The organism is Nocardia niigatensis NBRC 100131 (genome assembly GCF_000308655.1).
Classification (GTDB): Bacteria; Actinomycetota; Actinomycetes; order Mycobacteriales; family Mycobacteriaceae; genus Nocardia; species Nocardia niigatensis.
The window spans coordinates 98,997-119,510 of the sequence record NZ_BAGC01000040.1 but is presented as its reverse complement, the minus strand read 5'-3'; the positions used below and the strand labels follow the sequence as shown (position 1 = coordinate 119,510).

At 68.4% G+C, this 20,514-nt stretch carries 22 protein-coding genes and 1 pseudogene; 16 read left to right on the top strand and 7 right to left on the bottom strand.

Annotated elements, in window-relative coordinates; translation table 11 throughout:
• Positions 1 to 28: 28 nt before the first annotated feature.
• Complete coding sequence (locus ON33_RS13305) at positions 29 to 1,444, top strand: MFS transporter (protein WP_245550513.1); 1,416 nt, start codon at positions 29 to 31, stop codon at positions 1,442 to 1,444.
• A 48-nt stretch (positions 1,445 to 1,492) separates the two neighbouring features.
• Here the strand turns inward: ON33_RS13305 and ON33_RS13300 are convergent, their stop codons facing one another.
• A complete protein-coding gene (locus ON33_RS13300) occupies positions 1,493 to 2,137 on the bottom strand; it encodes a TetR/AcrR family transcriptional regulator (RefSeq protein ID WP_157184515.1) in 645 nt (214 codons plus the stop codon).
• Between the two features lie 57 nt (positions 2,138 to 2,194).
• The gene (locus ON33_RS43990; protein WP_281033212.1) at positions 2,195 to 2,320 is read right to left on the bottom strand and encodes a hypothetical protein; all 126 of its coding nucleotides are present in this window, start codon (positions 2,318 to 2,320) and stop codon (positions 2,195 to 2,197) included.
• Here ON33_RS43990 and ON33_RS13295 point away from each other — a divergent pair.
• Positions 2,319 to 3,230 carry an oxygenase MpaB family protein gene (locus tag ON33_RS13295; protein ID WP_051152030.1) on the top strand — a complete coding sequence of 304 codons (912 nt, stop codon included), beginning with the start codon at positions 2,319 to 2,321 and terminating at the stop codon, positions 3,228 to 3,230. The genes ON33_RS43990 and ON33_RS13295 overlap by 2 nt on opposite strands.
• Before the next feature lie 60 nt (positions 3,231 to 3,290).
• Positions 3,291 to 3,428, top strand: a pseudogene (locus tag ON33_RS44400) (DUF1707 SHOCT-like domain-containing protein); the annotation flags it as partial.
• A gap of 56 nt (positions 3,429 to 3,484) precedes the next feature.
• Here ON33_RS44400 and ON33_RS13290 read toward each other — a convergent pair.
• Positions 3,485 to 3,937 carry a nuclear transport factor 2 family protein gene (locus ON33_RS13290; RefSeq protein WP_040858826.1) on the bottom strand — a complete coding sequence of 151 codons (453 nt, stop codon included), beginning with the start codon at positions 3,935 to 3,937 and terminating at the stop codon, positions 3,485 to 3,487.
• A gap of 56 nt (positions 3,938 to 3,993) precedes the next feature.
• On the opposite strand from ON33_RS13290, the gene ON33_RS13285 reads away from it, so the two are divergent.
• The 5 genes from ON33_RS13285 (at position 3,994) to ON33_RS13265 (ending at position 7,810) form a co-directional block, all read left to right on the top strand.
• The gene (locus tag ON33_RS13285) at positions 3,994 to 4,791 is read left to right on the top strand and encodes a PIG-L deacetylase family protein (protein ID WP_040858825.1); all 798 of its coding nucleotides are present in this window, start codon (positions 3,994 to 3,996) and stop codon (positions 4,789 to 4,791) included.
• A 477-nt stretch (positions 4,792 to 5,268) separates the two neighbouring features.
• Entirely contained in the window at positions 5,269 to 5,451 is a 183-nt protein-coding gene (locus ON33_RS13280; protein ID WP_040858824.1) for a hypothetical protein, read from the top strand.
• 351 nt (positions 5,452 to 5,802) lie between these two features.
• Positions 5,803 to 6,633 carry a GIY-YIG nuclease family protein gene (locus ON33_RS13275; protein ID WP_040858823.1) on the top strand — a complete coding sequence of 277 codons (831 nt, stop codon included), beginning with the start codon at positions 5,803 to 5,805 and terminating at the stop codon, positions 6,631 to 6,633.
• Between the two features lie 24 nt (positions 6,634 to 6,657).
• Positions 6,658 to 6,891: a hypothetical protein gene (locus ON33_RS13270; RefSeq protein ID WP_040858822.1), complete on the top strand. Its 234-nt coding sequence runs from the start codon at positions 6,658 to 6,660 to the stop codon at positions 6,889 to 6,891.
• A gap of 151 nt (positions 6,892 to 7,042) precedes the next feature.
• Positions 7,043 to 7,810 carry a DUF72 domain-containing protein gene (locus ON33_RS13265; RefSeq protein ID WP_218001430.1) on the top strand — a complete coding sequence of 256 codons (768 nt, stop codon included), beginning with the start codon at positions 7,043 to 7,045 and terminating at the stop codon, positions 7,808 to 7,810.
• Between the two features lie 7 nt (positions 7,811 to 7,817).
• Here the strand turns inward: ON33_RS13265 and ON33_RS13260 are convergent, their stop codons facing one another.
• A complete protein-coding gene (locus tag ON33_RS13260) occupies positions 7,818 to 8,003 on the bottom strand; it encodes a hypothetical protein (protein ID WP_040858820.1) in 186 nt (61 codons plus the stop codon).
• Between the two features lie 367 nt (positions 8,004 to 8,370).
• Between ON33_RS13260 and ON33_RS13255 the strand changes: the two genes are divergently transcribed.
• On the top strand, positions 8,371 to 9,459 hold the full coding sequence (locus ON33_RS13255; RefSeq protein WP_169336806.1) for an AraC family transcriptional regulator: 1,089 nt from the start codon (positions 8,371 to 8,373) through the stop codon (positions 9,457 to 9,459).
• 62 nt (positions 9,460 to 9,521) lie between these two features.
• On the opposite strand, the gene ON33_RS13250 is transcribed toward ON33_RS13255, so the two are convergent.
• The gene (locus ON33_RS13250; protein ID WP_085996734.1) at positions 9,522 to 10,718 is read right to left on the bottom strand and encodes a PucR family transcriptional regulator; all 1,197 of its coding nucleotides are present in this window, start codon (positions 10,716 to 10,718) and stop codon (positions 9,522 to 9,524) included.
• Positions 10,719 to 10,979: 261 nt separating this feature from the next.
• On the opposite strand from ON33_RS13250, the gene ON33_RS13245 reads away from it, so the two are divergent.
• The 3 genes from ON33_RS13245 (at position 10,980) to ON33_RS13235 (ending at position 14,584) form a co-directional block, all read left to right on the top strand.
• Positions 10,980 to 12,557, top strand: coding sequence for a GMC family oxidoreductase (locus ON33_RS13245; RefSeq protein ID WP_218001420.1), 1,578 nt, complete (start codon positions 10,980 to 10,982; stop codon positions 12,555 to 12,557).
• Positions 12,551 to 14,251, top strand: a complete 1,701-nt coding sequence (locus tag ON33_RS13240; protein WP_040858819.1) for an aldehyde dehydrogenase family protein — start codon at positions 12,551 to 12,553, stop codon at positions 14,249 to 14,251. The genes ON33_RS13245 and ON33_RS13240 overlap by 7 nt, the downstream gene beginning before the upstream one ends.
• A gap of 102 nt (positions 14,252 to 14,353) precedes the next feature.
• The gene (locus ON33_RS13235; protein ID WP_040858818.1) at positions 14,354 to 14,584 is read left to right on the top strand and encodes a hypothetical protein; all 231 of its coding nucleotides are present in this window, start codon (positions 14,354 to 14,356) and stop codon (positions 14,582 to 14,584) included.
• Positions 14,585 to 14,635: 51 nt separating this feature from the next.
• Here the strand turns inward: ON33_RS13235 and ON33_RS13230 are convergent, their stop codons facing one another.
• Positions 14,636 to 15,595, bottom strand: a complete 960-nt coding sequence (locus tag ON33_RS13230) for a phosphotriesterase family protein (RefSeq protein ID WP_040858817.1) — start codon at positions 15,593 to 15,595, stop codon at positions 14,636 to 14,638.
• Positions 15,592 to 17,094 carry a long-chain-fatty-acid--CoA ligase gene (locus tag ON33_RS13225; RefSeq protein WP_040858816.1) on the bottom strand — a complete coding sequence of 501 codons (1,503 nt, stop codon included), beginning with the start codon at positions 17,092 to 17,094 and terminating at the stop codon, positions 15,592 to 15,594. The genes ON33_RS13230 and ON33_RS13225 overlap by 4 nt, the downstream gene beginning before the upstream one ends.
• A gap of 231 nt (positions 17,095 to 17,325) precedes the next feature.
• Here ON33_RS13225 and ON33_RS13220 point away from each other — a divergent pair, with 231 nt between their 5' ends.
• From ON33_RS13220 to ON33_RS13205, 4 genes are all read left to right on the top strand, one after another.
• Positions 17,326 to 17,967 (top strand): TetR/AcrR family transcriptional regulator, encoded by a 642-nt coding sequence (locus ON33_RS13220; protein ID WP_245550511.1) that lies wholly within the window; start codon positions 17,326 to 17,328, stop codon positions 17,965 to 17,967.
• Positions 17,968 to 18,241: 274 nt separating this feature from the next.
• Complete coding sequence (locus ON33_RS13215) at positions 18,242 to 18,994, top strand: SDR family oxidoreductase (protein ID WP_040858814.1); 753 nt, start codon at positions 18,242 to 18,244, stop codon at positions 18,992 to 18,994.
• 10 nt (positions 18,995 to 19,004) lie between these two features.
• The gene (locus tag ON33_RS13210) at positions 19,005 to 19,994 is read left to right on the top strand and encodes an NADPH:quinone oxidoreductase family protein (protein WP_040859167.1); all 990 of its coding nucleotides are present in this window, start codon (positions 19,005 to 19,007) and stop codon (positions 19,992 to 19,994) included.
• A 54-nt stretch (positions 19,995 to 20,048) separates the two neighbouring features.
• Positions 20,049 to 20,501, top strand: coding sequence for a MaoC family dehydratase (locus ON33_RS13205; RefSeq protein ID WP_040858813.1), 453 nt, complete (start codon positions 20,049 to 20,051; stop codon positions 20,499 to 20,501).
• The last annotated feature ends 13 nt before the right edge of the window (positions 20,502 to 20,514 follow it).

Genomic DNA, 20,514 nt, shown 5'->3' with positions numbered 1-20,514 from the left:
GTCGACCACCCTCACTTCGAGCACTGCCGTGCGTGCACCGGCACCTGCTCGCGCTCACCGGCTGCAGTCGGGCATCGTGCTGGTCACGCTGCTGACCTGCCAATTGATGATCGTCCTCGACATCACCGTGATGAATGTGGCGCTGCCGCGCATTCAGGCCGACCTGCACTTCAGCGCCACCGGACTGTCCTGGGTGATGAACTCCTACAGCCTGGCCTTCGGCGGATTGCTGCTGCTCGGCGGGCGCGCCGGCGACCTGTTCGGCCGCCGCACCCTGTTCATCGCCGGCGCAGCCCTGTTCACCCTGGCCTCGCTCGCGGGCGGTCTCGCGCCCTCCGCGGGCTGGCTCATCGCCGCGCGTGTCGTGCAGGGCATCGGCGGCGCCATGGCTGGACCCAACACCCTCGCCCTGCTGACCACCACCTTCAGTGATCCGAAAGCCCGGATGCGCGTCCTCGCGCTGTTCTCTGGAATGTCCAGTGCCGGTTTCGCCATCGGCCTCATCGTCGGCGGGCTGCTGACCGAATGGCTGAGCTGGCGCTCGGTGCTGTTCATCAATGTGCCGTTCGGGCTGGCCGTCGTGGCGCTGGCGCTGCGGTATCTGCCCAGGGTCGAACGACAGTCGGCGCACCTCGACCTGCCCGGCGCTTTCACCGCCACCGGCGGCGTGGCCGCCCTGGTCTACGGCTTCATCGGCGCAGCCTCCGACGGCTGGGGCAGTGCGACGACCGACATCTTCCTGGCGGTCGGCGCGGCCCTGCTCATCGCCTTCCTGGTCATCGAATCGCGCACGGCCCAACCGCTCCTGCCGCTCCGGCTGTTCGCCGACCGCAATCGCGCCGCCGCCTATGCCAACATGTTTCTGACCCCCATGGCAGGCATGTCGATGTTCTTCTTTCTCACCCAGTTCCTGCAGGATGTGCTCGGATTGAGCGCTCTGGCAACAGGTTTCGCCTTCCTGCCGACCGCCACGCTGATGTTCACCATGATCCGGCTGATCCCCCGGCTGCTGCCCCGATTCGGCCCGAAGCCGGTCACCCTGACCGGCGCCGGATCGATGGTCGCCGGCCTGGTCCTGCTGACCCAGCTGACGTCGGACAGCGGTTACTTCCCGCTGCTGTTCCTCGCCATGATCCTCATGGGATGTGGTCTCGGCCTGGCCGTTTCACCCTTGAACGTCATCATCATGTCCAATGTCGAACCGCATGAAGCCGGTGCCGCCGGCGGCGCGCTGCAGACCCTGCAGCAGACCGGCGCCTCGCTCGGCCTGGCCATTCTGGTCACCCTCTTCGGCACCGCGACCCGCAGCGCCGGAGGCTCGCCCCAGCATGCCCTGGTCAGTGGCATGACCACCGCCTTCGCCGCGGCGGCGGCCATCGCCACTCTCACCTTCGTGGTAGCGCTGACCTTCCGGGCCGTCGGTCCCGCGGCGAACCGCCGCTGATCCCGACGACGATCGGCCCGCCACCAACTGTGGCGGGCCGATCGTCGTTCATCGAATCTCGTTGCCCCACACCGACGTCAGCCACACCCGCCGGGCGGCGGCCATTCTGCGGTCGGCGGCCGCGGTGTCGCTGCCAACGGTTTCTTCGCGCACGACCGCGACCGTCATGGCGACCAGCACGCTGACCAGTGCGGGCACATCGGCGCTGGCCGGGCGCATCCGGTGCGCATCGACCTGGGACTGGATGAAGGTCGCGAGCTTGTTCTCCAGGTTTCCGACGAACGTGTCCCACATCGTGCGCAGTTGGGCGTCGGTGTCGCGGGATTGGGCGCAGGCATTGACCAGGTGGGCGTGGCGGCGCCAGACCGCGACCGCGTTGTCGATCATGCGGATGGAGAAGTCCGTCGGGGGTTCCTCGTTGTCATAGGAGGTCAATTCGCTTGTCTCCTGGTCTATTTCGGTCCAGACCTCTTCGAGGGCGGCGGCGACCACCGAATACTTGGACTCGAAATAGAAATAGAACGCGGGGCGGGAGACACCGGCGTGCTTGGCGATCCGCAGCACCGACATGTCGGTGATGGGCACCGTGCGCAGCAGGTCGGTGACCGCGTCGATGATCAGGGCACGCTGCTGGTCGCCGCGGCTGGGCGGGCGGCGGTCCCCTGTCACATTGCGCGCGGCTGCCTGTGTCATCGACTGCACCTCCGGATCCTGGGTTCCTCGCTCAGTCTACCCACTATTGACACCGTGTCAGACAAGCTGACAGTGTGTCAGGTATGGGTTGCGGTATTGCCCGTGGCGGGAGCACGGGACGCGGAGTTCGCCGCGTCGCTCACCGGCGAAGCCCTCATCGACATCGATCTCGGAGGTCGTCATGAAATGCACATCGCCCCGCGGTAGGGGAGAACTGATCTCCGGCCGCGCGCTCACCCGCCGGCTGGCTGCCCTCGACCCGGTGCGCGAGAACGAGGAAGCGACTCGGCTCGGCATCGAAGTCCGGTACGGCGACGCCATTTTCGTGCACGCCGCCTACACGGTCGCCTTCGCGCGGCAGGTCGCGGTTCCGGCCATCTCCCGGGTCTTGTACCGGCGGGGGACCGGCGACATGATGCACGACGCGCGCCGCCGCAACGACGACACACTGGTGTTCTTCGGCGAGATGCTGAGGCACGGCCACAGCAGTGTGAGCGGGCGCGCGGCCATCGATCGGATGGAAGCCATCCACAGCCGTTTCGGGATCAGCGATCAGGACAAGCTTTACACCCTCGGCTCCCTCGCCTTCGAGGCGGACCGGATCCTCGACCACCTCGGTCTGACGGTCTTCACCGACGCGGAGCGGCTGGCGCGGTTCCATTTCTGGCGCAGTGTCGGCGAGCACATGGGGCTCGAGGTACCTGCCACGCGCAGCGAATTGCTTTCCTGGACAATCGATTACGAGAACACCCACTATGCCTACACCGAAGGTGGTCGCGTCATCGTCGACCAGCTCTTCGAGGACTGGCGGCAACGTTGGTTCCCGGGTCCGCTGCGCCCGCTGGCCGACAACGTGCTGCTGCTGATCCTCGACGACCAGCTACGCGCGACCCACCGGCTCCCGGACCCGTCCGCCGCCGTGCGGCGCATCGCGCCGCCGATCATCAACTCGTACATGAGGTTCCAGTCCGCCCGTCCACACCGGCTCGATCGATCCTGGGTCGATCATTTCCGCCGGGACGACGCCGGGCCCGTCGACCTCGAGCAGATCGGTTACCAGCCGGGCCGCTACGGAGTCGGGCGCCTCGACTGATCGGCGGCACCGGCATCGACTCGCGAGCGGGGCCGGCCCGGGGACGGCAGGATCGGGATCGTGAGTGAGCCGGTGCACCCCAACGACATTCGCGTTTCCGATGCGGAACGGAAGAAGCTGGAGGAGACGCTGCGCCGTGCCGTGGACGCCGGCGTACTCGATCTCGGGGAGTTCGGCAGCCGGGTGCAGTCGATCTGGCAGGCCACCAGCGCCTGTTCGGAATCGGGTCGAAGAGTGCCGGTTCGACGCGCTTGTCAGCCCTGCTGCGGGGCCGCGGTGCGGAGGTGGTGGGCCATGTCGCCCGTCAGGGTGATGTGGACCTCGCGCTCGGCGAATCGCCACCGGCCGCCGTTGCGCTCGAATCGGTCGCGGTAGCGGCCGGCCGCCACGGGCTGGAGGGGTAGGTCGGGGGTGGCCTGGAAAACGGTGAAATAGGAACGGGCCGTGGCGGTGTCGGGATCGTCGCCGAATTCGACGGCGATGTTCGTGGTGACGTGGTGGGTGCGCGGGGTGCCGTCCTCGTACAGGATCACCATGCCGCGGAACATCTTCTCGATGCCCTCGCTGCCCGTGATGCAGGCCCCGCCGCCGGTGAACGCGCCGTGCGCGAACAGCGCGCCCACTCCCGCGAAGTCCCCACTGTCGACCAATTCCGCGTACTTGGCGATCAAGTTCGTCACAGCGGTTGTGTCATCGGCTGAACTCATGCCATCCGAGAGTAGGCGACAGCCGCCCCGGCGACGGGTCGGGCATACTTGCCGCGATGGCGACGATCGTGGCTCTGCACGCACATCCCGATGACGAGATCATTCTGACCGGCGGAACGCTGGCGAAACTGGCGCACGCCGGGCATCGCACGGTCATCGTGGTGGCGAGCGACGGGCACATGGAGGAACTCGGCAAGCAGGGGGCGGCCCGGCTGCGGGAATTGCGGGCCAGCGCGGCGGTGCTGGGCGTCGACCGGGTTGAGCACCTCGGGTACGCCGACAGCGGGCACGGGCCGATTCTGTATCCCGATCCCGCGGACCGGATGCGGTTCGCGCGCGCCGATATTGCGGAGGCCGCCGAACGGCTGGCCTCGATTCTGAGCGAAGAACGCGCCGAGATCCTGCTGAGCTACGACCGCAATGGCGGATACGGACACCGCGATCACGTCCGCGTCCACGAGGTCGGCGCGGCGGCCGCGAAAATGGCTGGCGTCCAACGCGTCCTGGATGCGACCTTGCCCCGGGAGCTACTGCTACGGCTGACCACTCCCGCCCGCTGGCTCGGCTACGACGCCACCGAGATCCGCACCGGCTACACGGCCCGGGCGGACATCACCCACCGCATCGATGTGGGAGCCTATGCGGCCCAGCGCATGAACGCCCTCGCCGAACACCGCACCGTCCTCGAGGGCCGCAGCCGCTTCGCCACCATCGCCCGCGGCCTGCACCGCCTCCCCGCCCCGATCCGCACCCAGCTGTTCCGCTGGGAATGGTTCGCCGAGGAGAGCCTCCACCCCGCCCCATCCGGCCCCCTGAACAACATCTTCGCGCGCCCTTCCGCGGCCGTTCGCTGACCATCCGACGACTATGGCGGAGCAGCCGTCCGAAACGGCTCGGGAGACGGTTTCCGTCTGTGGCCGGCTGTGTCTGGGCAACCACTTTGTCGGTTCGTATTCTCCTACGTGGGCCAGAGCGTCAGCGAAACGCTCGAGGCCGTCGGATATAGCCGGTTCGCGTGCTCAGGCAACGGGATACGACTTTGTTCCGGACGCTGATCGGCGCCGCGGTCTTTGGGAGTCGTTCTTGCGCAGGGGGACTCATGCCGCATGGCTTCTTGATGATCGGACCATGTCTATCGGGGGTGCCGTCGATACTGCGAGGAGTCGGTGTGGTTCGGCGCAGGGAGGGATTGTGTCCGAGAAAGCAAGCCATCATGGTGAGTGGTGGACCGATGAACGAAATGCCGAGTTGGTTTCGCTGGTGCAGTCCGGGCTCAGCGTCGAGCAGATGGCCGAACAGGCCGGACGGACCGTCCTCGCGATCGAGGGGCGATGCGTCAAACTGCTTCGCCCGATCTGGTCACCAACACGACCACATCGGTGGAGCGGTTGCGGGAACTGCTGGAGTTCCCGGGCTACGACTGGCGCGACTCGCCGCGCGAGCGATCTCGCCGGGCTCGCCAGGTGTACTGGGACGTCGAGATGAACGAGATCCTGTTCAAGGGCCGGGCGTAACGCCGGTCGTGTCCACCATCGGGGAACTCACCCTCGGTGCGGAACGGCAGCTTCCCTCGCCACCAGTCCCACTGGATCCTGTTCCGGACTTCCGCCCGGCCCATATCGAGCCACGTCCAGTCGCAAGCGCGGCGAACACCGGGAAGGCGGCGGACACGGACGGGAAGCGCAGCTTCTAGCAATTGCTGCGTCGCTGGGGCCAGTCCCGGCCCGGTAGGCCGCTCTGGTAGAGGCACAGCGCATCACGCTCTCACTGCGACTGCGGTACACGAGCGTCGTTGCTCGAGTGTGCTGGTGGTGGGGGAATGTGCCGGCCTGAGTCGTTAGGTTGCCGTCGTGACACCAGCGACCATGACCGGCGATCTCTGCCTTGGTCACATCCTTGCCGCGACCGGGATCGACCTGAGCGACATCGCGATTCTCCGGCACACCTCCAACGACGACGGGCTCGCATCACCCGTCGACCTCACACCGGAGAAGGTGCTCGGCTATACCCGCCGCCAATTGAACAAGAACAGCAAGCTCGGGAAGAACCCGCCGCGAGTGTGGCTCGTCTTCATCGCCGACGGCGGTCGGCGCTCTCGGCTCTTGGCGGCCTACGAAAACCATGGTGCGCATCCCGCCGAAGGTACGGCGGCATACCGCCTGTTCGACCTTCGTTCCTCCGACGTGCTGTCGGCTCTGATCCATCGGCTCGTCATCGAGTGGTCGCCCGACGCCGTCAACTGGGCCAAAAGTGCCACGACCGCAGCGGATTTCCCTGTCGTTGAGATCGCCGACCCCGAGTCGGTGCCCTTCCCCGGCTACGATGAGGTGCTCATTACCTTCGACGAGCTCGGGGCCGTTGTGGAGGATTCCCGATACGCGGCGTGGCGCACCGCCCTCAGCGCGGTGCAGGGCATCTACCTCATCGCTGACACCACTACCGGCCAGCTCTACGTGGGTAAGGCCAACGGAGCTGAACGAATATTCGCACGGTGGAGCGCGTATGCGCGGGACGGCCACGGTGGCAACGTCGCTCTGCGTGCGCTGGCCGGACTCGACGCTGGCCACGCTCGCCATTTCCAGTTCAGCATCCTGCGGGTCTTCGGGCCGAGCACCCCGTCCGCCGATGTGGACCAGGCTGAGGCGCATTTCAAGCGCGCGTTGCTCACACGCCAGTACGGCCTGAACCGCAACTAGCGGTCCGCGTGCTCGGCGTCGAGCTTGGCACTGGAGCCGGTGCCCGAGGTCGTGCTGCACGATGCCGCGGACTTCGGTGACCGGATGAGCCTGTTCAACGTGCGCACCCTGACGATCGTCGCCCGCGATGACGAAATCCTCGGCGCGCCGGTCTTTTCCGAGGACATCCCCCGCCGCGAGGGACGATCGCATCAACGATCCGCGACCTCGCTGATCCTGCCGAGGCAGGTCCGGATCCCAGGGTGTCCTGTCCGGTAGGGCTCGGTCCGGTCTGTCGCACGGTGCTGTGCGGCGGCCGGCCTTGCCCGGACCCGACTCCGTGCATTCCTGGACCCGTGGTGGGACAGTGGGGTGATGGCGTCGGGAGATTCGCTCTCATGATGCGCGGCCACGGCGGCGAACCGTGACGATGTTCGTCGGGACATCGGGATGGCAGTATGCCGACTGGCGGGAGATCGTGTACCCGCCGAGAACCGGTCAGCGGCGCTGGCTCGAGGTCTACGCGCGAGCCTTCGCGACGGTGGAATTGAACGCGGCCTTCTATCGGCCCGTGGCGCGCAAGACCTTCGAGGGCTGGCGAGAACATACGCCGGCGGATTTCGTGATGGCCGTGAAGGCCAGCCGGGTGATCACCCACTATCGGCGGCTGGGCGACGTCGAAGTCCCGGTGGAGAAGATGATCGACGCGGCGCGCGGACTGGGGGATCGGCTGGGGCCGATACTGATTCAGCTGCCGCCCACCCTCGCGGCCGCGCCCGATCGGCTCGACAGCGTACTCGGGCTGTTCCCCGCCGGACTGCGCGTCGCGGTCGAACCCCGCCACGACAGTTGGTGGGACGACCGCGTCCGGGCCGTCCTCGAAGCGCATAATGCGGCCCTGTGCTGGGCCGACCGCCTCGGGAAGCCGATCACGCCGCTCTGGCGCACCGCCGACTGGGGCTATGTCCGGTTTCATGAAGGCCCGGGCCGGTCCGCGCCCCGCTACCCGGAACGCGTTCTGGGTGAATGGGTTCGGCGCATCGAGGACGCGTGGGATCCGGCACTCGACGGCTACGTCTACTTCAACAACGATGCCGGTGGCGCGGCCGTTCGCGACGCGATCCGGTTCGGTGCACTCGCCGCCGCCGCGGGCCGAGCGGTCTCCCGTATTCCCGAACGGCTCCCGTTCACTCCCTGACGCCCGCTCAGTGCGGGGTGACCTGCGGATAAGTCGGATATTGAGTGTCGGCGGTGATCCGCGGGATCTCCTGGGTCGGATCGTCGAGTTCGCGGTGCAGTTGGGCGAGGAAGGCATCGAGGGTGTCGTAGCGGGTCAGGATCGCGGCCAGCAGGCGCAATGCGCCGCCGGGGGTGTCGCTCGCCGTCGTCATCGTCTCCACCGGGTGCTCGACGCTCCGGCACGGAAGGCACCGGGGCGTGGGGATTCGGGGCCGGCGGGCGCGGCAGGATTGCCTGTTGGGTACCGCGCCCGCCGAGGGGGGACTTGCTGGGTACAGCGTCCGGTCCCGTGCCGGCCGGGAACGGGTAGGCCGCCAAGGGCGAGCGACCGACGAGGATCAGGCTATGTCCGCCACGCGAGTTTGCCCGCACGACACGAGGCCATGCCTCTGCGAATTTGGGCCATGCCCACACCCGCTGTGACCGGCGCGTGGGCGACACGCCCGGACCGACATGGCATTAGCTGACAAATTGCTGAATTGCGCCGGCGAAGCGATTCGGTGGGAGATCATCGTCGGCATGCTCGACGACTCCTGGTGTGTCCGTTCGATACACAGCGCGGCCGTACTGGTCGAATTCGCCGCTAGCCGGTCGATGACCATAGCCGCCGCACTCGCCGACACGGGGCTCACCGTGGCCGACCTGGAAGACCCCGACATAGAGATCGACATCGCTCAGGAATTCCGGATCATCGGCAATATCCTCGACACCACCGGCGACGACCCGGGAATGGGCCTGCTGGCCGGGTTTTCGGTGCACCTGTCCATGCTCGGCAGCCTGGGCATCGCCATGAGCAGCTGCTCCACCGTGCGCGAGATGGCCGAACTGTGGGCCCGCCGCGCCGAATTGTCCTTCGCCTACTGTCGATTCACCCTCACCGACGCCGGTGACCGGGTGCTGGTGTCGCTCGACACCGAACCCGTCCCGCCGCGCCTGCGTCGCTTCGCCCTCGAGCGCGACCTGGCCGCCCTGCGCACGATTCAGCGCGAGCTGCTGTCCTGGGATGTCCTCGTCCACCGCCTGGAACTGACCCTGCCCTACACCCCGGTCTACGAGGCGGTCGGCGTGCTGCTCGGCGTCGGCGACATCGCCAACGACCAGCCCGCCAACACCCTGGTCCTGGACGCCGCCGACCTGCAACGTCCCATGCCGCAGGCGAATTCGATGCTGCGCAAGCAGTATGAGCAGCTGTGCGCCGAGATCGTCGAACGCCGTCGCGCCCGGGTCGGGCTGGCCGGTCAGGTCCGGGCCCTGCTCATGCGGCACGGCCGCGCCATCGATCAGGCCGCCATCGCCGCCGACCTGCACATGAGCGTCCGCACCCTGCGCCGCAGATTGGCGGACGAGGGCACCACCTTCCGCGAACTGGCCTGCGAGACAACGGGCCTGCTCGCCGAGGAGCTGCTGGCCGCGGGCTTCACCGTCGACACGGTGGCCGCCCGGCTCGGGTACACCAGCCCCTCGGCCTTCGCGACCGCCTTCCGGGACTGGAAGGGCCAGACGCCGGGCCGGTTCGCCCGTTCCGATCTCGGCCCGCAGCGCCGCCGCGCGGGAGGCATCGGCCCGGCGGCGCGCCGCACGGCGCCGTTCACGCGCCGCCACGAATGAGCGTCACCCGGCCCGATGCGGGGACGACTCGGGCGATCGCGGCGCTGAACTCGGTTGCTGGCTCAGGCCTGGTCGAATCCCGTGAGCCGCGCGGCGTGCAACGCGATGTACAACTCGGCGGCGGCCTTCGGGTCCGAGCACCGGCGCTCGGTGAGCGTCTCGATGCGCCGTAGCCGGTAGTGAATGGTGTTGCGGTGATAATGCAGCCGTTGCGCCACCTCGGTATTGGAGCCACCGCACTCGAACCACAGCTCGAGGGTGTCCAGGAGGGTGTCGCGTTCCTCGGGCGGCAGTTCGAGCACCGGGCCCAGGACGTCATCCGCCAGTTCCCGTGACGCCGAGGGCGCGTGCGCGAGCACCAGCGGGATCGGCGTGCTCCCGTACGAGGTCACGGTCGCGCTGCCGGGCGGCGCGCACCGGCCCGCGAGTTCCGCCTCGCGCAGGGCGGTCCCGGCGGATCCAGGCGTCGGGAACGGACGGCTCACCCCGATCCGCCCGGTCGCGTGGGAGCGCAGGCGCGACAGCGCCCGGTCGTGGGATCGCGCGGTGGCGACATTGAGCAGCCCGATCCGCGCTCCCGGCTCGCTGAGCCAGATCGATTCGACGAAGTCGGTGCGCAACCGCTCCTCGATTCCGAACAGCGGTTCGATTGCGCCGGAATCGGTTTCGGCGTGCACGACGACGAAGCTGCCGACCGGCGGCAGGTGCAGGGCCCGCGCGATATCGCGCTGGGTCGGATCGTCGGCCTCGCCGTCGAACAGCCGCCGCAGCATGGCCCGGCGTTCGAAGTCGTGGCGGCGGACCCGTTCGGTGAGGTAGTCGGCGTACGCGTCGGCGGCGGCGCCGGAGTAGTCGTCGAGGATCCGCCACATCTCCGAGCCGAGCTGGGGCAGCGCATCCAGATTCGTTCCGGTCGCCGCGATGAGCGCGCGTTCCCACAGCAGTCGTCCGGCCATCCGGTACGCGTGCAGCACCGCCGCGATCGGCACCCCCACTTCGGCCTTGACTCGTCCCACCACGGTCGCCGGCTGCAGCCGGCGACCGGCGCCCCCGGAGAGTTGCTCGAGCAGAGCCGCCAGGTTGTCGCGGACGACGGGGCGCAGCTGCGCCTCGGTGAGGGCGGCCTCGGCGTAGGCGTGTTCGCCGGTGAGGATGCGGCCGACGAGCTCGGTGGTGAGGTCGTCGACCTCGATGAGCAGGGTGCGTGCGACCGCGGTCGAACCGTTCGAGGGCACTGCGGTCGAATCGCTCGAGGGCACTGCGGTCGAACCGTTCGAAGACACTGCGGTGGTACCTGTCGGCACTGCGGGGGAGCCGTTGCGGGGCGGCTCGGTCAGCGCTGTCATGGATTCGATAGTAGGCACCTGCTCTCGACGGCGATTGTGCTCCAGCACAGTGGCCCGGGCGGCATCGGCAAACCCGTGCACATGGTGGGCGGATGCGCCGGAACCGCAGTATCGACACCGACAGCGACAGTGACCGGGGTCATAGCCGCCCCGGGGCGAATGAGGTGGAAAGAGGTGCCGACCGTGTACGACTACATCGTCGTGGGCGCGGGATCCGCGGGATCCGTGCTGGCCAGCAGGTTGTCCGAGGATCCGGCGATCCGGGTGGCCGTGATCGAGGCCGGGCCGCGCGACACCGCCGAGGAGATCCATCTGCCGGTCGCCTTCCCGTCCCTGTTCAAGAGCGCACTGGATTGGGACTACGACACCGAGCCCGAACCCCGCCTGCACAGCCGCCGCGCCTATCTGCCGCGCGGCCGCGTCCTGGGCGGGTCCAGCTCCATGAACGCCATGATCTACATTCGCGGCGCCCGCGCCGACTACGACGCCTGGGCCGCCGCCGGCGCGGACGGCTGGAGCTACGACGAGGTGCTGCCGTATTTCGTGCGGGCCGAGGACAACGAACGCGGCAAGGACGCCTATCACGGTGTCGGCGGTCCGCTGTCGGTCAGCGACAGCCGCTCGAATCACGCACTGGGCGAGGCGTTCCTGCGTGCCGCTGAGCAGGCCGGGCACGCGCGCAACGACGATTTCAACGGCGCCACCCAGCTCGGCATGGGCCGCTATCAGGTGACCCAGCGCAACGGCATGCGCTGCAGCGCCGCGGTCGCCTACCTGCATCCGGCGCTGGAGCGCGAGAACCTGACCGTCCTCACCGACGCCCTCGCGCATCGGATCGTCATCGAGAACGGGCGGGCCACCGGTGTCGTGATCGCGCGCGGTGGTAGCACCGAGACCCTTCACGCCCGGCGCGAAATCGTGCTGGCCGCAGGCGCTTACGGTTCCGCGCAGCTGCTGTTGCTGTCGGGTGTCGGCCCGGCGGAGCAGCTGGCGGCCTTCGGCATCGAGACCGTCCGCGATCTCCCGGTCGGGCAGAATCTCCAGGACCACCTGGCGGTGTTCCTCAACTACCGCACCGACCACGAATCCCTGATGACCGCGCTCACGCCCGACAACCTGGCTCTGCTCCATGAGTCCGGCCGCGGCCCGCTGACCTCGAATATCGGTGAGGCCGGCGGCTTCCTCGAGACCCGCACCGGACTGGCGGGCCCGGACATCCAGTTCCATCAGGCCCCGGTCCTCTTCCACGCCGAGGGCATGGGCGCGGCCACCGAGCACGGCTACGGCTTCGGCCCCTGCCTGATCAATCCCACCAGCCGGGGCGAACTGACGCTGCGCTCGGCGGATCCGGGTACCGCGCCGCGCATCCGGCACAACTACCTCGACACCGAGGCCGATCGCGCCAGCATCATCGCCGGTCTGCGCAGCGCCCTCGACATCGCCGACCAGCCCGCCCTGCGCGACCTGACCACCGGCGAATTCTCCACTCCCGCCGGTGATTCCGACGCCGAGCTGCTCGACTTCGCCGCCCGCACCGGCCAGACCCTCTACCACCCCACCTCCACCTGCGCCATCGGCGCGGTCGTGGACCCGCGCCTGCGCGTGCTGGGCATCGCGGGCCTGCGCGTCGCCGACGCCTCGGTCATGCCGTCGGTGGTGCGGGGCAATACCAACGCGCCCACGATCATGATCGGCGAGAAGGCCGCCGCCATGCTCGTCGAGGACGCCTACTCGGAAGGAAACGCATCGTGACCACCACCATCGCGGCGACCGTCGACAGCGCCGTCGCCGCGCTCCGGCAGGGCGAGATCGACTGGGCCCGAACCACTCTGCCCGCACGACGGCAGCTGCTGAACGAGATTCACGCCAATACCGCGCGTTACGCGGAGGAGTGGGTCGAGACCGCCGCCGCCATCAAACAGCTGCCCCTGGATTCGCCCCTGCTCGGCGAGGAATGGGTGAGCGGCCCCTACTCGCTGCTCGCCGGCGCGGCGGCGCTCGCGGAATCGCTGCTGGCGCTGGAGGAGGGCCGCAGCCCGGTCGACGGCTACCCGATCCGTTCCGCGCCCGGCGGGCGGACCGCCGTGGAGGTCTTCCCGCACGGCATGTTCGATTGGCTGCTGCTCAACGGCTTCCACGCCGAGGTGTGGTCGCGACCGGGCGTGGACGCCGAAACCGTGCGCGCCCGCGCCGGATTGGGTCAGCGCACTCCGGCCGAGACCGGCGGCGTCGGCGTGGTGCTGGGCGCGGGCAATATCTTCTCGATCGCGCCGCTGGACGTGCTCTACCAGCTCTACGCCGACAACCGGGTGGTGGCGCTCAAGCTCAATCCGATCACCGATCGGCTGCTGCCGGTGCTGGAGAAGATCTTCGCGCCCCTGATCGAGCGCGGCTTCGTGCGTCTGCTCACCGGCGGCCCCGAGGTGGGCACCGCGCTCGTGCACCATGCCGGCGTGGACGCGGTCCACATGACCGGCAGCGCGCTCACCCACGACGCCATCGTCTTCGGGACCGGCGAGGAGGGCGCGCGGAACAAGGCGGCGGGCACGCCGATACTGGCCAAGCCCATCACCAGCGAATTGGGCGGCGTATCACCCACCCTCGTGATCCCGGGTCAGTGGTCCGATGCCGACCTGCGGTTCCAGGCCGAGCATCTGGCCACCCAGCGCCTGCACAACAACGGCTACAACTGCGTCGCCGCGCAGGTGGCGGTGGTCTCCGCGGACTGGCCCCAGAAGGACCGGTTCCTGGCCGAACTGCGCGCCGCGCTCGAGCGGGCACCGCAGCGCCCGGACTACTACCCGGGTTCCGCCGCCCGCGTCGAGGACGCCCGGCAGTCCTATCCCGACGCCGAGCGGATCGGCCCGCGCACCCTCATCACGGGCCTGCTGCCCGATCCGGACGAGACCGCGCTGCGCACCGAGTACTTCGCCCCCGTGCTGGGCGTGCTCGAATTGCCCGGCGACGCAGCGGAATTCCTGTCCCACGCGGTGCGGGTGGCCAATGCGGATTTCGAGGGCACCCTCGGCGTCAACATCATCGCCGACCCTGCCACCATCGACCGGCTGGGCGACCAATTCGATCAGGCCGTCGCCGATCTCCGCTACGGCACTGTCGCCATCAACGCCTGGACCGGGTTCGGCTACCTGACCGCTCGGGCCACGTGGGGCGCCTATCCCGGGCACTCCCTGGCCGATATCCAGAGCGGAATCGGCGTGGTGCACAACGGATTGCTCATCGCCGAACCCGAGCGAACCGTGGTCCGGGGACCCTTCCGCCCCGCCCCGCGGTCGCTGCTGCACGGCGAGTTCGCGCTCTCCCCGAAACCGCCGTGGTTCGTCACCAACCGCACCGGCGCCACCACCCTGCGGCGTCTGACCGACTTCGCGAAGCGTCCCGGCGCCGCCGCACTGCCGGGCATCTTCGCCTCCGCGCTGCGCGGCTGAGCGCGGCGAACCGGGCCGGGTGCGCCTTCCCCGCGCAGCAGCGCACCCGGCCCGGCTCACCGGCGGCACCGCCGGACGGAATCCGAGCAAGACATCTGCGTAATGACTTACGACGAGCTCGACCTGCCCATGCCCAGCACCATGCGGGACGAACCCCTCTCCCCGCCCGCCCTGCTGCGTTGTGCGAGCACGGTGCACGCCGACGCCACGCTCCGCGCCTGGACCGGCACCGAATTCCGTGTCCTGATCCATCGTGAATTGCGAGCAGCGGCGGGCCCGCGCCCCGGCTGTGCCGGGCGTCGGCCGCCGGGACCACGTCGGCGCGACCGATGACGGATCGAATCGCTTGCCGCCGCAGGGAATCCCGTGCGGCGGCACGCGTTCTCACTGCTCGAAGTAGCGGCGGGGGTTTCGGACCAGGATGGTGTCGATGTCGTCCTCGGTGAGGCCCTTGGCGAGGAGGGCGGGGAGGACGTCCTCGCTGATGTGGCGGTAATTCCACCTGGGGGCGATCTGGGCCTTGGCGGCCGGGTCGAACCAGTCGATGAAGCAGGCGGCGTCGTGGGCGATGACGATCTTGTCGCGGTAGCCGCGGCGGACCAGTTCCACGATGGTGTTCACGCGGTCCTCGAACGGCAGCAGGATGTCGACGCCGAAGCGGTCCATGCCGAGATAGGAACCCGCGTCGGCCAGTTCGGTGAGATAGTCCAGGTCGGTGGAATCACCGGAGTGGCCGATCACCACGCGGGTCAGATCCGCGCCCTCCTCCCGCAGCACCCGCTGGGCCACCAGCCCGGACCGGGTGTGCGGGTTGGTGTGCACCGTGATCGGCGCGCCCGTCCGCACCGAGGCCTGTCCGACCGCGCGCATCACCCGTTCCACACCCGGCGTCAGCCCGGGTTCCTCGATGGCGCACTTGAGGAATCCCGCGCGCACCCCGGTCCCGGCAATGCCCTCGGTGAGGTCCTTGACGAACAGCTCCACCATCGGCTCGGGGATGTCCATCATCAAACCCGGCCCGCTGTAATGGAACTGGAACGGTACGTCGTTATAGGTGTAGATGCCGGTGGCGACGACGATCTCGAGCTCGGTGCGGGCGGCGATCTGCTGGATGCGGGGGATGTAGCGCCCCAGTCCCAGCACGGTCGGGTCCAGGATGGTATCGATGCCCAGCGATTTCAGCTCGTCGAGCTTTTTCACGGCGTCGTCGACGCGGGCCTGCTCATCCCAGTCGCCGTAGTTCTGCTGGTACTCCTCGCCGAGCACGAAGACGTGCTCGTGCACCAGCACCCGGCCCAGCGCGCTGGAATCGACGGTTCCGCTGACGGTGGGGACTGTGCTCATCGGGATGCCTTGTCTGTGAATAGGTTCGGGTCGATGGCGCGCTTGAGGATCTTGCCCGTCGCGCCCTTGGGGAGCTGGTCGGTGAAGGCGAAGCGGTGCGGCACCTTGTAGGCCGACAGACGTTCCTTGGCCCAGGCGCGCAGTTCCTGGGGATCGAGGTCGACCCCGGGCGCGGACGCCACCACCGCGCCCACCTCCTCGCCGTAGTGGTCGTCGGGCAGCCCGATCACCGCCACCTCGACAATGCCGGGATGCTCGTAGAGCACCTCCTCGACCTCGCGCGGATACACGTTGTAGCCGCCGCGAATGATGAGATCCTTGGCGCGGTCGACGATGTAGACGTAGCCGTCGGCATCGACGCGGCCCAGATCGCCGGTGCGCAGCCAACCGCCGGACAGTTCCGTGGCCGTCGCGTCGGGGCGCTGCCAGTACCCCTTCATCACGCTGGGACCGCGCATGAACAGCTCACCGACGGTGTCGGAGGGCAGCACCGTGCCCTCCGGATCACGCACCTCGATCGATGTGCCGGGCAGCGCGGTGCCCACTGATCCGGCCCGCTGCTCCCGATCCAAGGCGTTGTAGGTGGCGGCCCCGCTGGATTCGGTGAGCCCGTAGCCCTCGAGAATGGTGCACCCGAAACGTTCCGAGAAGGCCCGGATCACCTCCACGGGCAGCGACGCGCCACCCGAACAGGCCAGCCGTAGGCTCGCGAAATCCTCCGGCCCGTAGTCGCCGGCGCTGTGCAGCATGGCATTCCACATGGTCGGCACGCCCGCTACCACGGTGAGCCCGTGATCGCGGATCGTCTCGATCATCGCCCCGGGGGTGAACGGCGACACCACGGAAAACGAACTGCCCGCGTGCAGGGTGGTGATAAGGCACACCGCCTGCCCGTATACATGGAACAGCGGCAGTCCGGTGCCGAAGCGCTCCTCGGGAGTGAGCCGCAGCTGATCGATGAAAATGCGTGCGGTCTCGATCAGATTGGCGACGGTGAGCTCGACGCCCTTCGGCTTGCCCGTGGTGCCCGAGGTGTACAGCAGGATCGCGGTGTCGTCCGGATCGCGCCGGACCGGTTCGACCACGGGCTGGGCGGGGGAGGTGTGCGCACCGGGTTCGAGCACCTGCACCGGGATACCGCGCTCGGCTGCGGCCTGTTCGGTCGCGGTGCGCGCCAGATGCCAGGCAACGGCATACCGCGCGCCGGAATCGTCGAGCACATAACCGATTTCGGGCGCGGTCGCCATGGTGTTCACCGGGATGGCGACGGCTCCGATCAGATGCGCGCCCAGATAGGCGATCACGAACTCCGGCACGGTCGGCGCCACCAGCAGCACGCGATCTCCCACCGCGACACCGGATTCGGTGAGGTGACCGCCGAAGGCCGCACTGCGGCGGGCCAGCTCGGCGTAGGAGAGGGTGTCGTCCAGGTGACGCAGCGCGATGGCGTCGGGGCGTTCGGACGCGTGCTGCCAGACGCGGTCGGCGACATTTGTCATAGAACATCCAGATATGTAGAGATCGAATGAGACCGGGCCGATTGTGAGGGGTGTCACGGCCCTGGCCGCGACCATATATGAATCCGGTGTCAACTTCAATAAACGTCGCCGTCGTGTCTGCGATGCGCGCCGGCGGACGGGATATTGTCGACGTTGGGCGATATGCGCTGGTGTGAGCGGTGATACGGTGGCAATCGGCAGCCGTCCCTGTGACCGAGTGAGTGATCCGCCGTGACGTCCGAATCTGTCGCCCGCGAGACTGTGCCTCGCCGCGTGCTCCCGCGCACCAAGCGCGGAGAGCGCACCCGTGCCGCCCTCATCGCCGGAGCTCGGGAGGTGTTCGAACGCGACGGCTACCTGGATGCCAGGATCACCGACATCTCCAAGGCGGCCGGCGCTGCCTCGGGGTCGTTCTACACCTACTTCGACAGCAAGGAAGAGATCTTCACCGCTGTCGTCGAGGAGGTGCAGGAGGAAATGCTGCACCCGCACGTGCGGGCGCGCACCGGCGTCACCGACCCCCGCGACCTCATCGAGGCCGCCAATCGTGAATACCTGCTCGCCTACAAGCGCAATGCGCGCCTGATGGCGGTGTTCGAAGAGGTCACCCAGATCAACGAGAACTTCCGCTCGCTGCGCGCGGAACGCAACCGTGCCTTCGTTGCCCGCAATGCCCGGATGATTCGCGAGCTGCAGGAATCCGGGCTGGCCAGTGCGGATCTCGACCCGCTGATCACCGCCCAGGCGCTGTCGGTCATGGTCAGCCGTATGGCCTATATGGTCTTCGCTCGGAATCAGCGCATTGCCTTCGAGAAGCTGGTCGGCACGCTGACTCAGCTGTGGGTCAATGCCCTGCAGCTGAAGTCCGAGTAGTCCACGGCCCGGCCGGCGGTCGTCGCGACCGGCCTTGGAATCTGAATCCGGGTTCGGGTTCGCATCGTTTTCCCTGGTGCGACCTCTACTTTCGTGATCGCTGTGTGCCGTATCACAGGCATTCAACCCCGTCTGCGGTCTTGACCGCGGCGGGCGTTTCAAGCATGGTTGCGTAAGAAAATAAGCGCTTAGTAACCTCCCGCTCGAAGGTTGGACCCGGGCCGTGTCGCGCCGATGACCGTCGCGGCCGAGGGCGACCTGAAAGGACCTGTCCGTGAACAGATTCGAAGGCAAGACCGCCATTGTCACCGGCGCCAGCCGGGGTATCGGCCTCGGTATCGCGCAGCGCCTGGTGGATGAGGGCGCCAAGGTCGTGATCACCGCCCGTAAGCAGGACGCGCTCGACGAAGCCGTCGCGGCGCTGGGCGGACCGTCGAAGGCGCTGGCCGTGGCCGGGCGCGCCGACGACGCCGCGCATCAGGCCGAGACGCTCGAGCGGGCCGTCGAGACCTTCGGCGGCGCCGATCTGCTGGTGAACAACACCGGCATCAATCCGGTGTTCGGGCCGATGGTGGAGCTCTCGCTCGACGCGGCGCGAAAGATCGTGGAGGTCAACTGCCTTGCCGCGCTGTCGTGGGTGCAGCACGCCTACCGGGCGTGGATGAAGGAACACGGCGGGGCGGTCGTGAACGTCTCCTCGGTCGCCGGTCTCAAGCCCGCGCCCGGCATCGGTTTCTACGGTTCCAGCAAGGCGATGCTGACCCACATCACCCAGGAACTCGCGGTCGAGCTCGGTCCCGACATCCGCGTCAACGCCGTCGCGCCCGCGGTCGTGAAGACCCAGTTCGCCACCGCCCTCTATGAGGGCCGTGAGGAGCAGATCGCCGCCACCTATCCGCTCAAGCGGCTCGGCGTCCCCGAGGACATCGGCAGCGTGGTCGCCTTCCTGCTCTCCGAGGACGCGGCCTGGCTCACCGGCCAGCTGCTCGTGGTGGACGGCGGCATCACGCTGACCGGGGGTGTCTAGCGTGGCGGGCATGCGGGCGTGGCGCGTGCACGAACTGGGTGAGCCCGCGCAGGTGATGCGGCTGGACACCGTGGATCGCCCGGCCCCGGGCCCGCGTCAGGTGCTCGTCCGGGTCACGGGCGCGGCGGCGAACTTTCCCGACGTCCTCATGTGCCGGGGCCTGTATCAGGTGAAGCCGCCGCTGCCGTTCACGCCGGGCATCGAGCTGTGCGGGGAGGTGGTGGCCGTCGGCGCCGAGGTCACCGGCATCGCGATCGGGGAGCGCGTGCTCGGCGGCAGTTCGCTGCCGTACGGCGGTTTCGCCGAGTACGCGATCATGGAGGCGGCCCAGACCTTTACCGCGCCACCGGCTCTGGACGATGCGGAGGCCGCGTCCCTGTTCGTCGGCTACCAGACCGGATGGTTCGGGCTGCATCGCCGAGCCGCGCTGCAGGCAGGGGAGACGCTGCTGGTGCACGCGGCCGCCGGCGGCGTCGGCAGCGCCGCCGTACAGCTCGGCAAGGCGGCCGGGGCGCGCGTCATCGGCGTGGTGGGCGGGCCCGAGAAGGCCGAGTACGCCCGCGAACTCGGCGCCGACGTCGTGATCGACCGCAGGAGCGAGGATTTCGTCGAGGTCGTCAAGCGGGTCACGGACAACCGCGGCGCCGACGTCATCTACGACCCGGTCGGCGGCGACACCTACACCCGCTCGACGAAGTGCATCGCGTTCGAGGGCCGCATCCTGGTCATCGGCTTCGCGGGCGGTGACATCCAGAGCGCGGCGCTCAATCACGCACTGGTCAAGAACTATTCGATCGTCGGCCTGCACTGGGGGCTCTACAACGCCCACGACCCGGCCGCGGTCTCCGAATGCCACCGTGAGCTGACCCGGCTGGCCGCCGCGGGCGCGATCCGCCCGCTGATCGGCGAGCGGCTCACCCTGGCGGATGTGGCAGACGGTGTCCAGCGACTGGCCGACGGCAAGACCGTCGGCCGCGTGGTCTGCACGCCCACAGCCTGATTCACCCGGCCGCCGCAGCGGCCCACCACACCATCGACACGAAGGACGCGAGCAATGCGGGTATTCCAGGGGCTCCCCGAACTGGAGAAGGCAGTCGGCACCCACCTCGGCTACAGCGACTGGCACACCGTCACCCAGGAACAGATCGACCGCTTCGCCGAGGCGACCGGCGATCACCAGTGGATCCACGTCGATCCGGTGCGGGCCGCGGCCGGTCCGTTCGGGACGACCATCGCGCACGGCTTCCTCACCCTGTCGCTGCTGCCCATGCTCACCGCGAGTGTGTACGCGGTCGAGGGACTGTCGATGGGAGTCAACTACGGGGCCAACAAGGTTCGCTTCCCGTCCCCGGTCCCGGTCGGCTCCCGGCTGCGTGCCGGAGTGGAGTTGGTGTCGCTGACACAGGCGAGCATGGGGTACCAGGCGATCAGCCGCGTCACCGTGGAGATCGACGGCGCCGCAAAACCGGCCTGCGTCGCCGAATCCGTCTCCCTGCTGGTGCCCTGAGAGGAACGGATCG

Excerpts from the sequence above, each read along its gene's own strand:
- ON33_RS43990 (WP_281033212.1), bottom strand. The coding sequence starts at position 2,320 with ATGACGACCTCCGAGATCGATGTCGATGAGGGCTTCGCCGGTGAGCGA.
- ON33_RS13255 (WP_169336806.1), top strand. The coding sequence starts at position 8,371 with ATGCTCGACGACTCCTGGTGTGTCCGTTCGATACACAGCGCGGCCGTA.
- ON33_RS13295 (WP_051152030.1), top strand. The coding sequence starts at position 2,319 with ATGAAATGCACATCGCCCCGCGGTAGGGGAGAACTGATCTCCGGCCGC.
- ON33_RS13260 (WP_040858820.1), bottom strand. The coding sequence starts at position 8,003 with ATGACGACGGCGAGCGACACCCCCGGCGGCGCATTGCGCCTGCTGGCC.
- ON33_RS13290 (WP_040858826.1), bottom strand. The coding sequence starts at position 3,937 with ATGAGTTCAGCCGATGACACAACCGCTGTGACGAACTTGATCGCCAAG.
- ON33_RS13210 (WP_040859167.1), top strand. The coding sequence starts at position 19,005 with ATGCGGGCGTGGCGCGTGCACGAACTGGGTGAGCCCGCGCAGGTGATG.
- ON33_RS13265 (WP_218001430.1), top strand. The coding sequence starts at position 7,043 with ATGTTCGTCGGGACATCGGGATGGCAGTATGCCGACTGGCGGGAGATC.
- ON33_RS13230 (WP_040858817.1), bottom strand. The coding sequence starts at position 15,595 with ATGAGCACAGTCCCCACCGTCAGCGGAACCGTCGATTCCAGCGCGCTG.
- ON33_RS13235 (WP_040858818.1), top strand. The coding sequence starts at position 14,354 with ATGACTTACGACGAGCTCGACCTGCCCATGCCCAGCACCATGCGGGAC.
- ON33_RS13205 (WP_040858813.1), top strand. The coding sequence starts at position 20,049 with ATGCGGGTATTCCAGGGGCTCCCCGAACTGGAGAAGGCAGTCGGCACC.
- ON33_RS13280 (WP_040858824.1), top strand. The coding sequence starts at position 5,269 with ATGCGTCAAACTGCTTCGCCCGATCTGGTCACCAACACGACCACATCG.
- ON33_RS13225 (WP_040858816.1), bottom strand. The coding sequence starts at position 17,094 with ATGACAAATGTCGCCGACCGCGTCTGGCAGCACGCGTCCGAACGCCCC.
- ON33_RS13285 (WP_040858825.1), top strand. The coding sequence starts at position 3,994 with ATGGCGACGATCGTGGCTCTGCACGCACATCCCGATGACGAGATCATT.
- ON33_RS13300 (WP_157184515.1), bottom strand. The coding sequence starts at position 2,137 with ATGACACAGGCAGCCGCGCGCAATGTGACAGGGGACCGCCGCCCGCCC.
- ON33_RS13275 (WP_040858823.1), top strand. The coding sequence starts at position 5,803 with ATGACCGGCGATCTCTGCCTTGGTCACATCCTTGCCGCGACCGGGATC.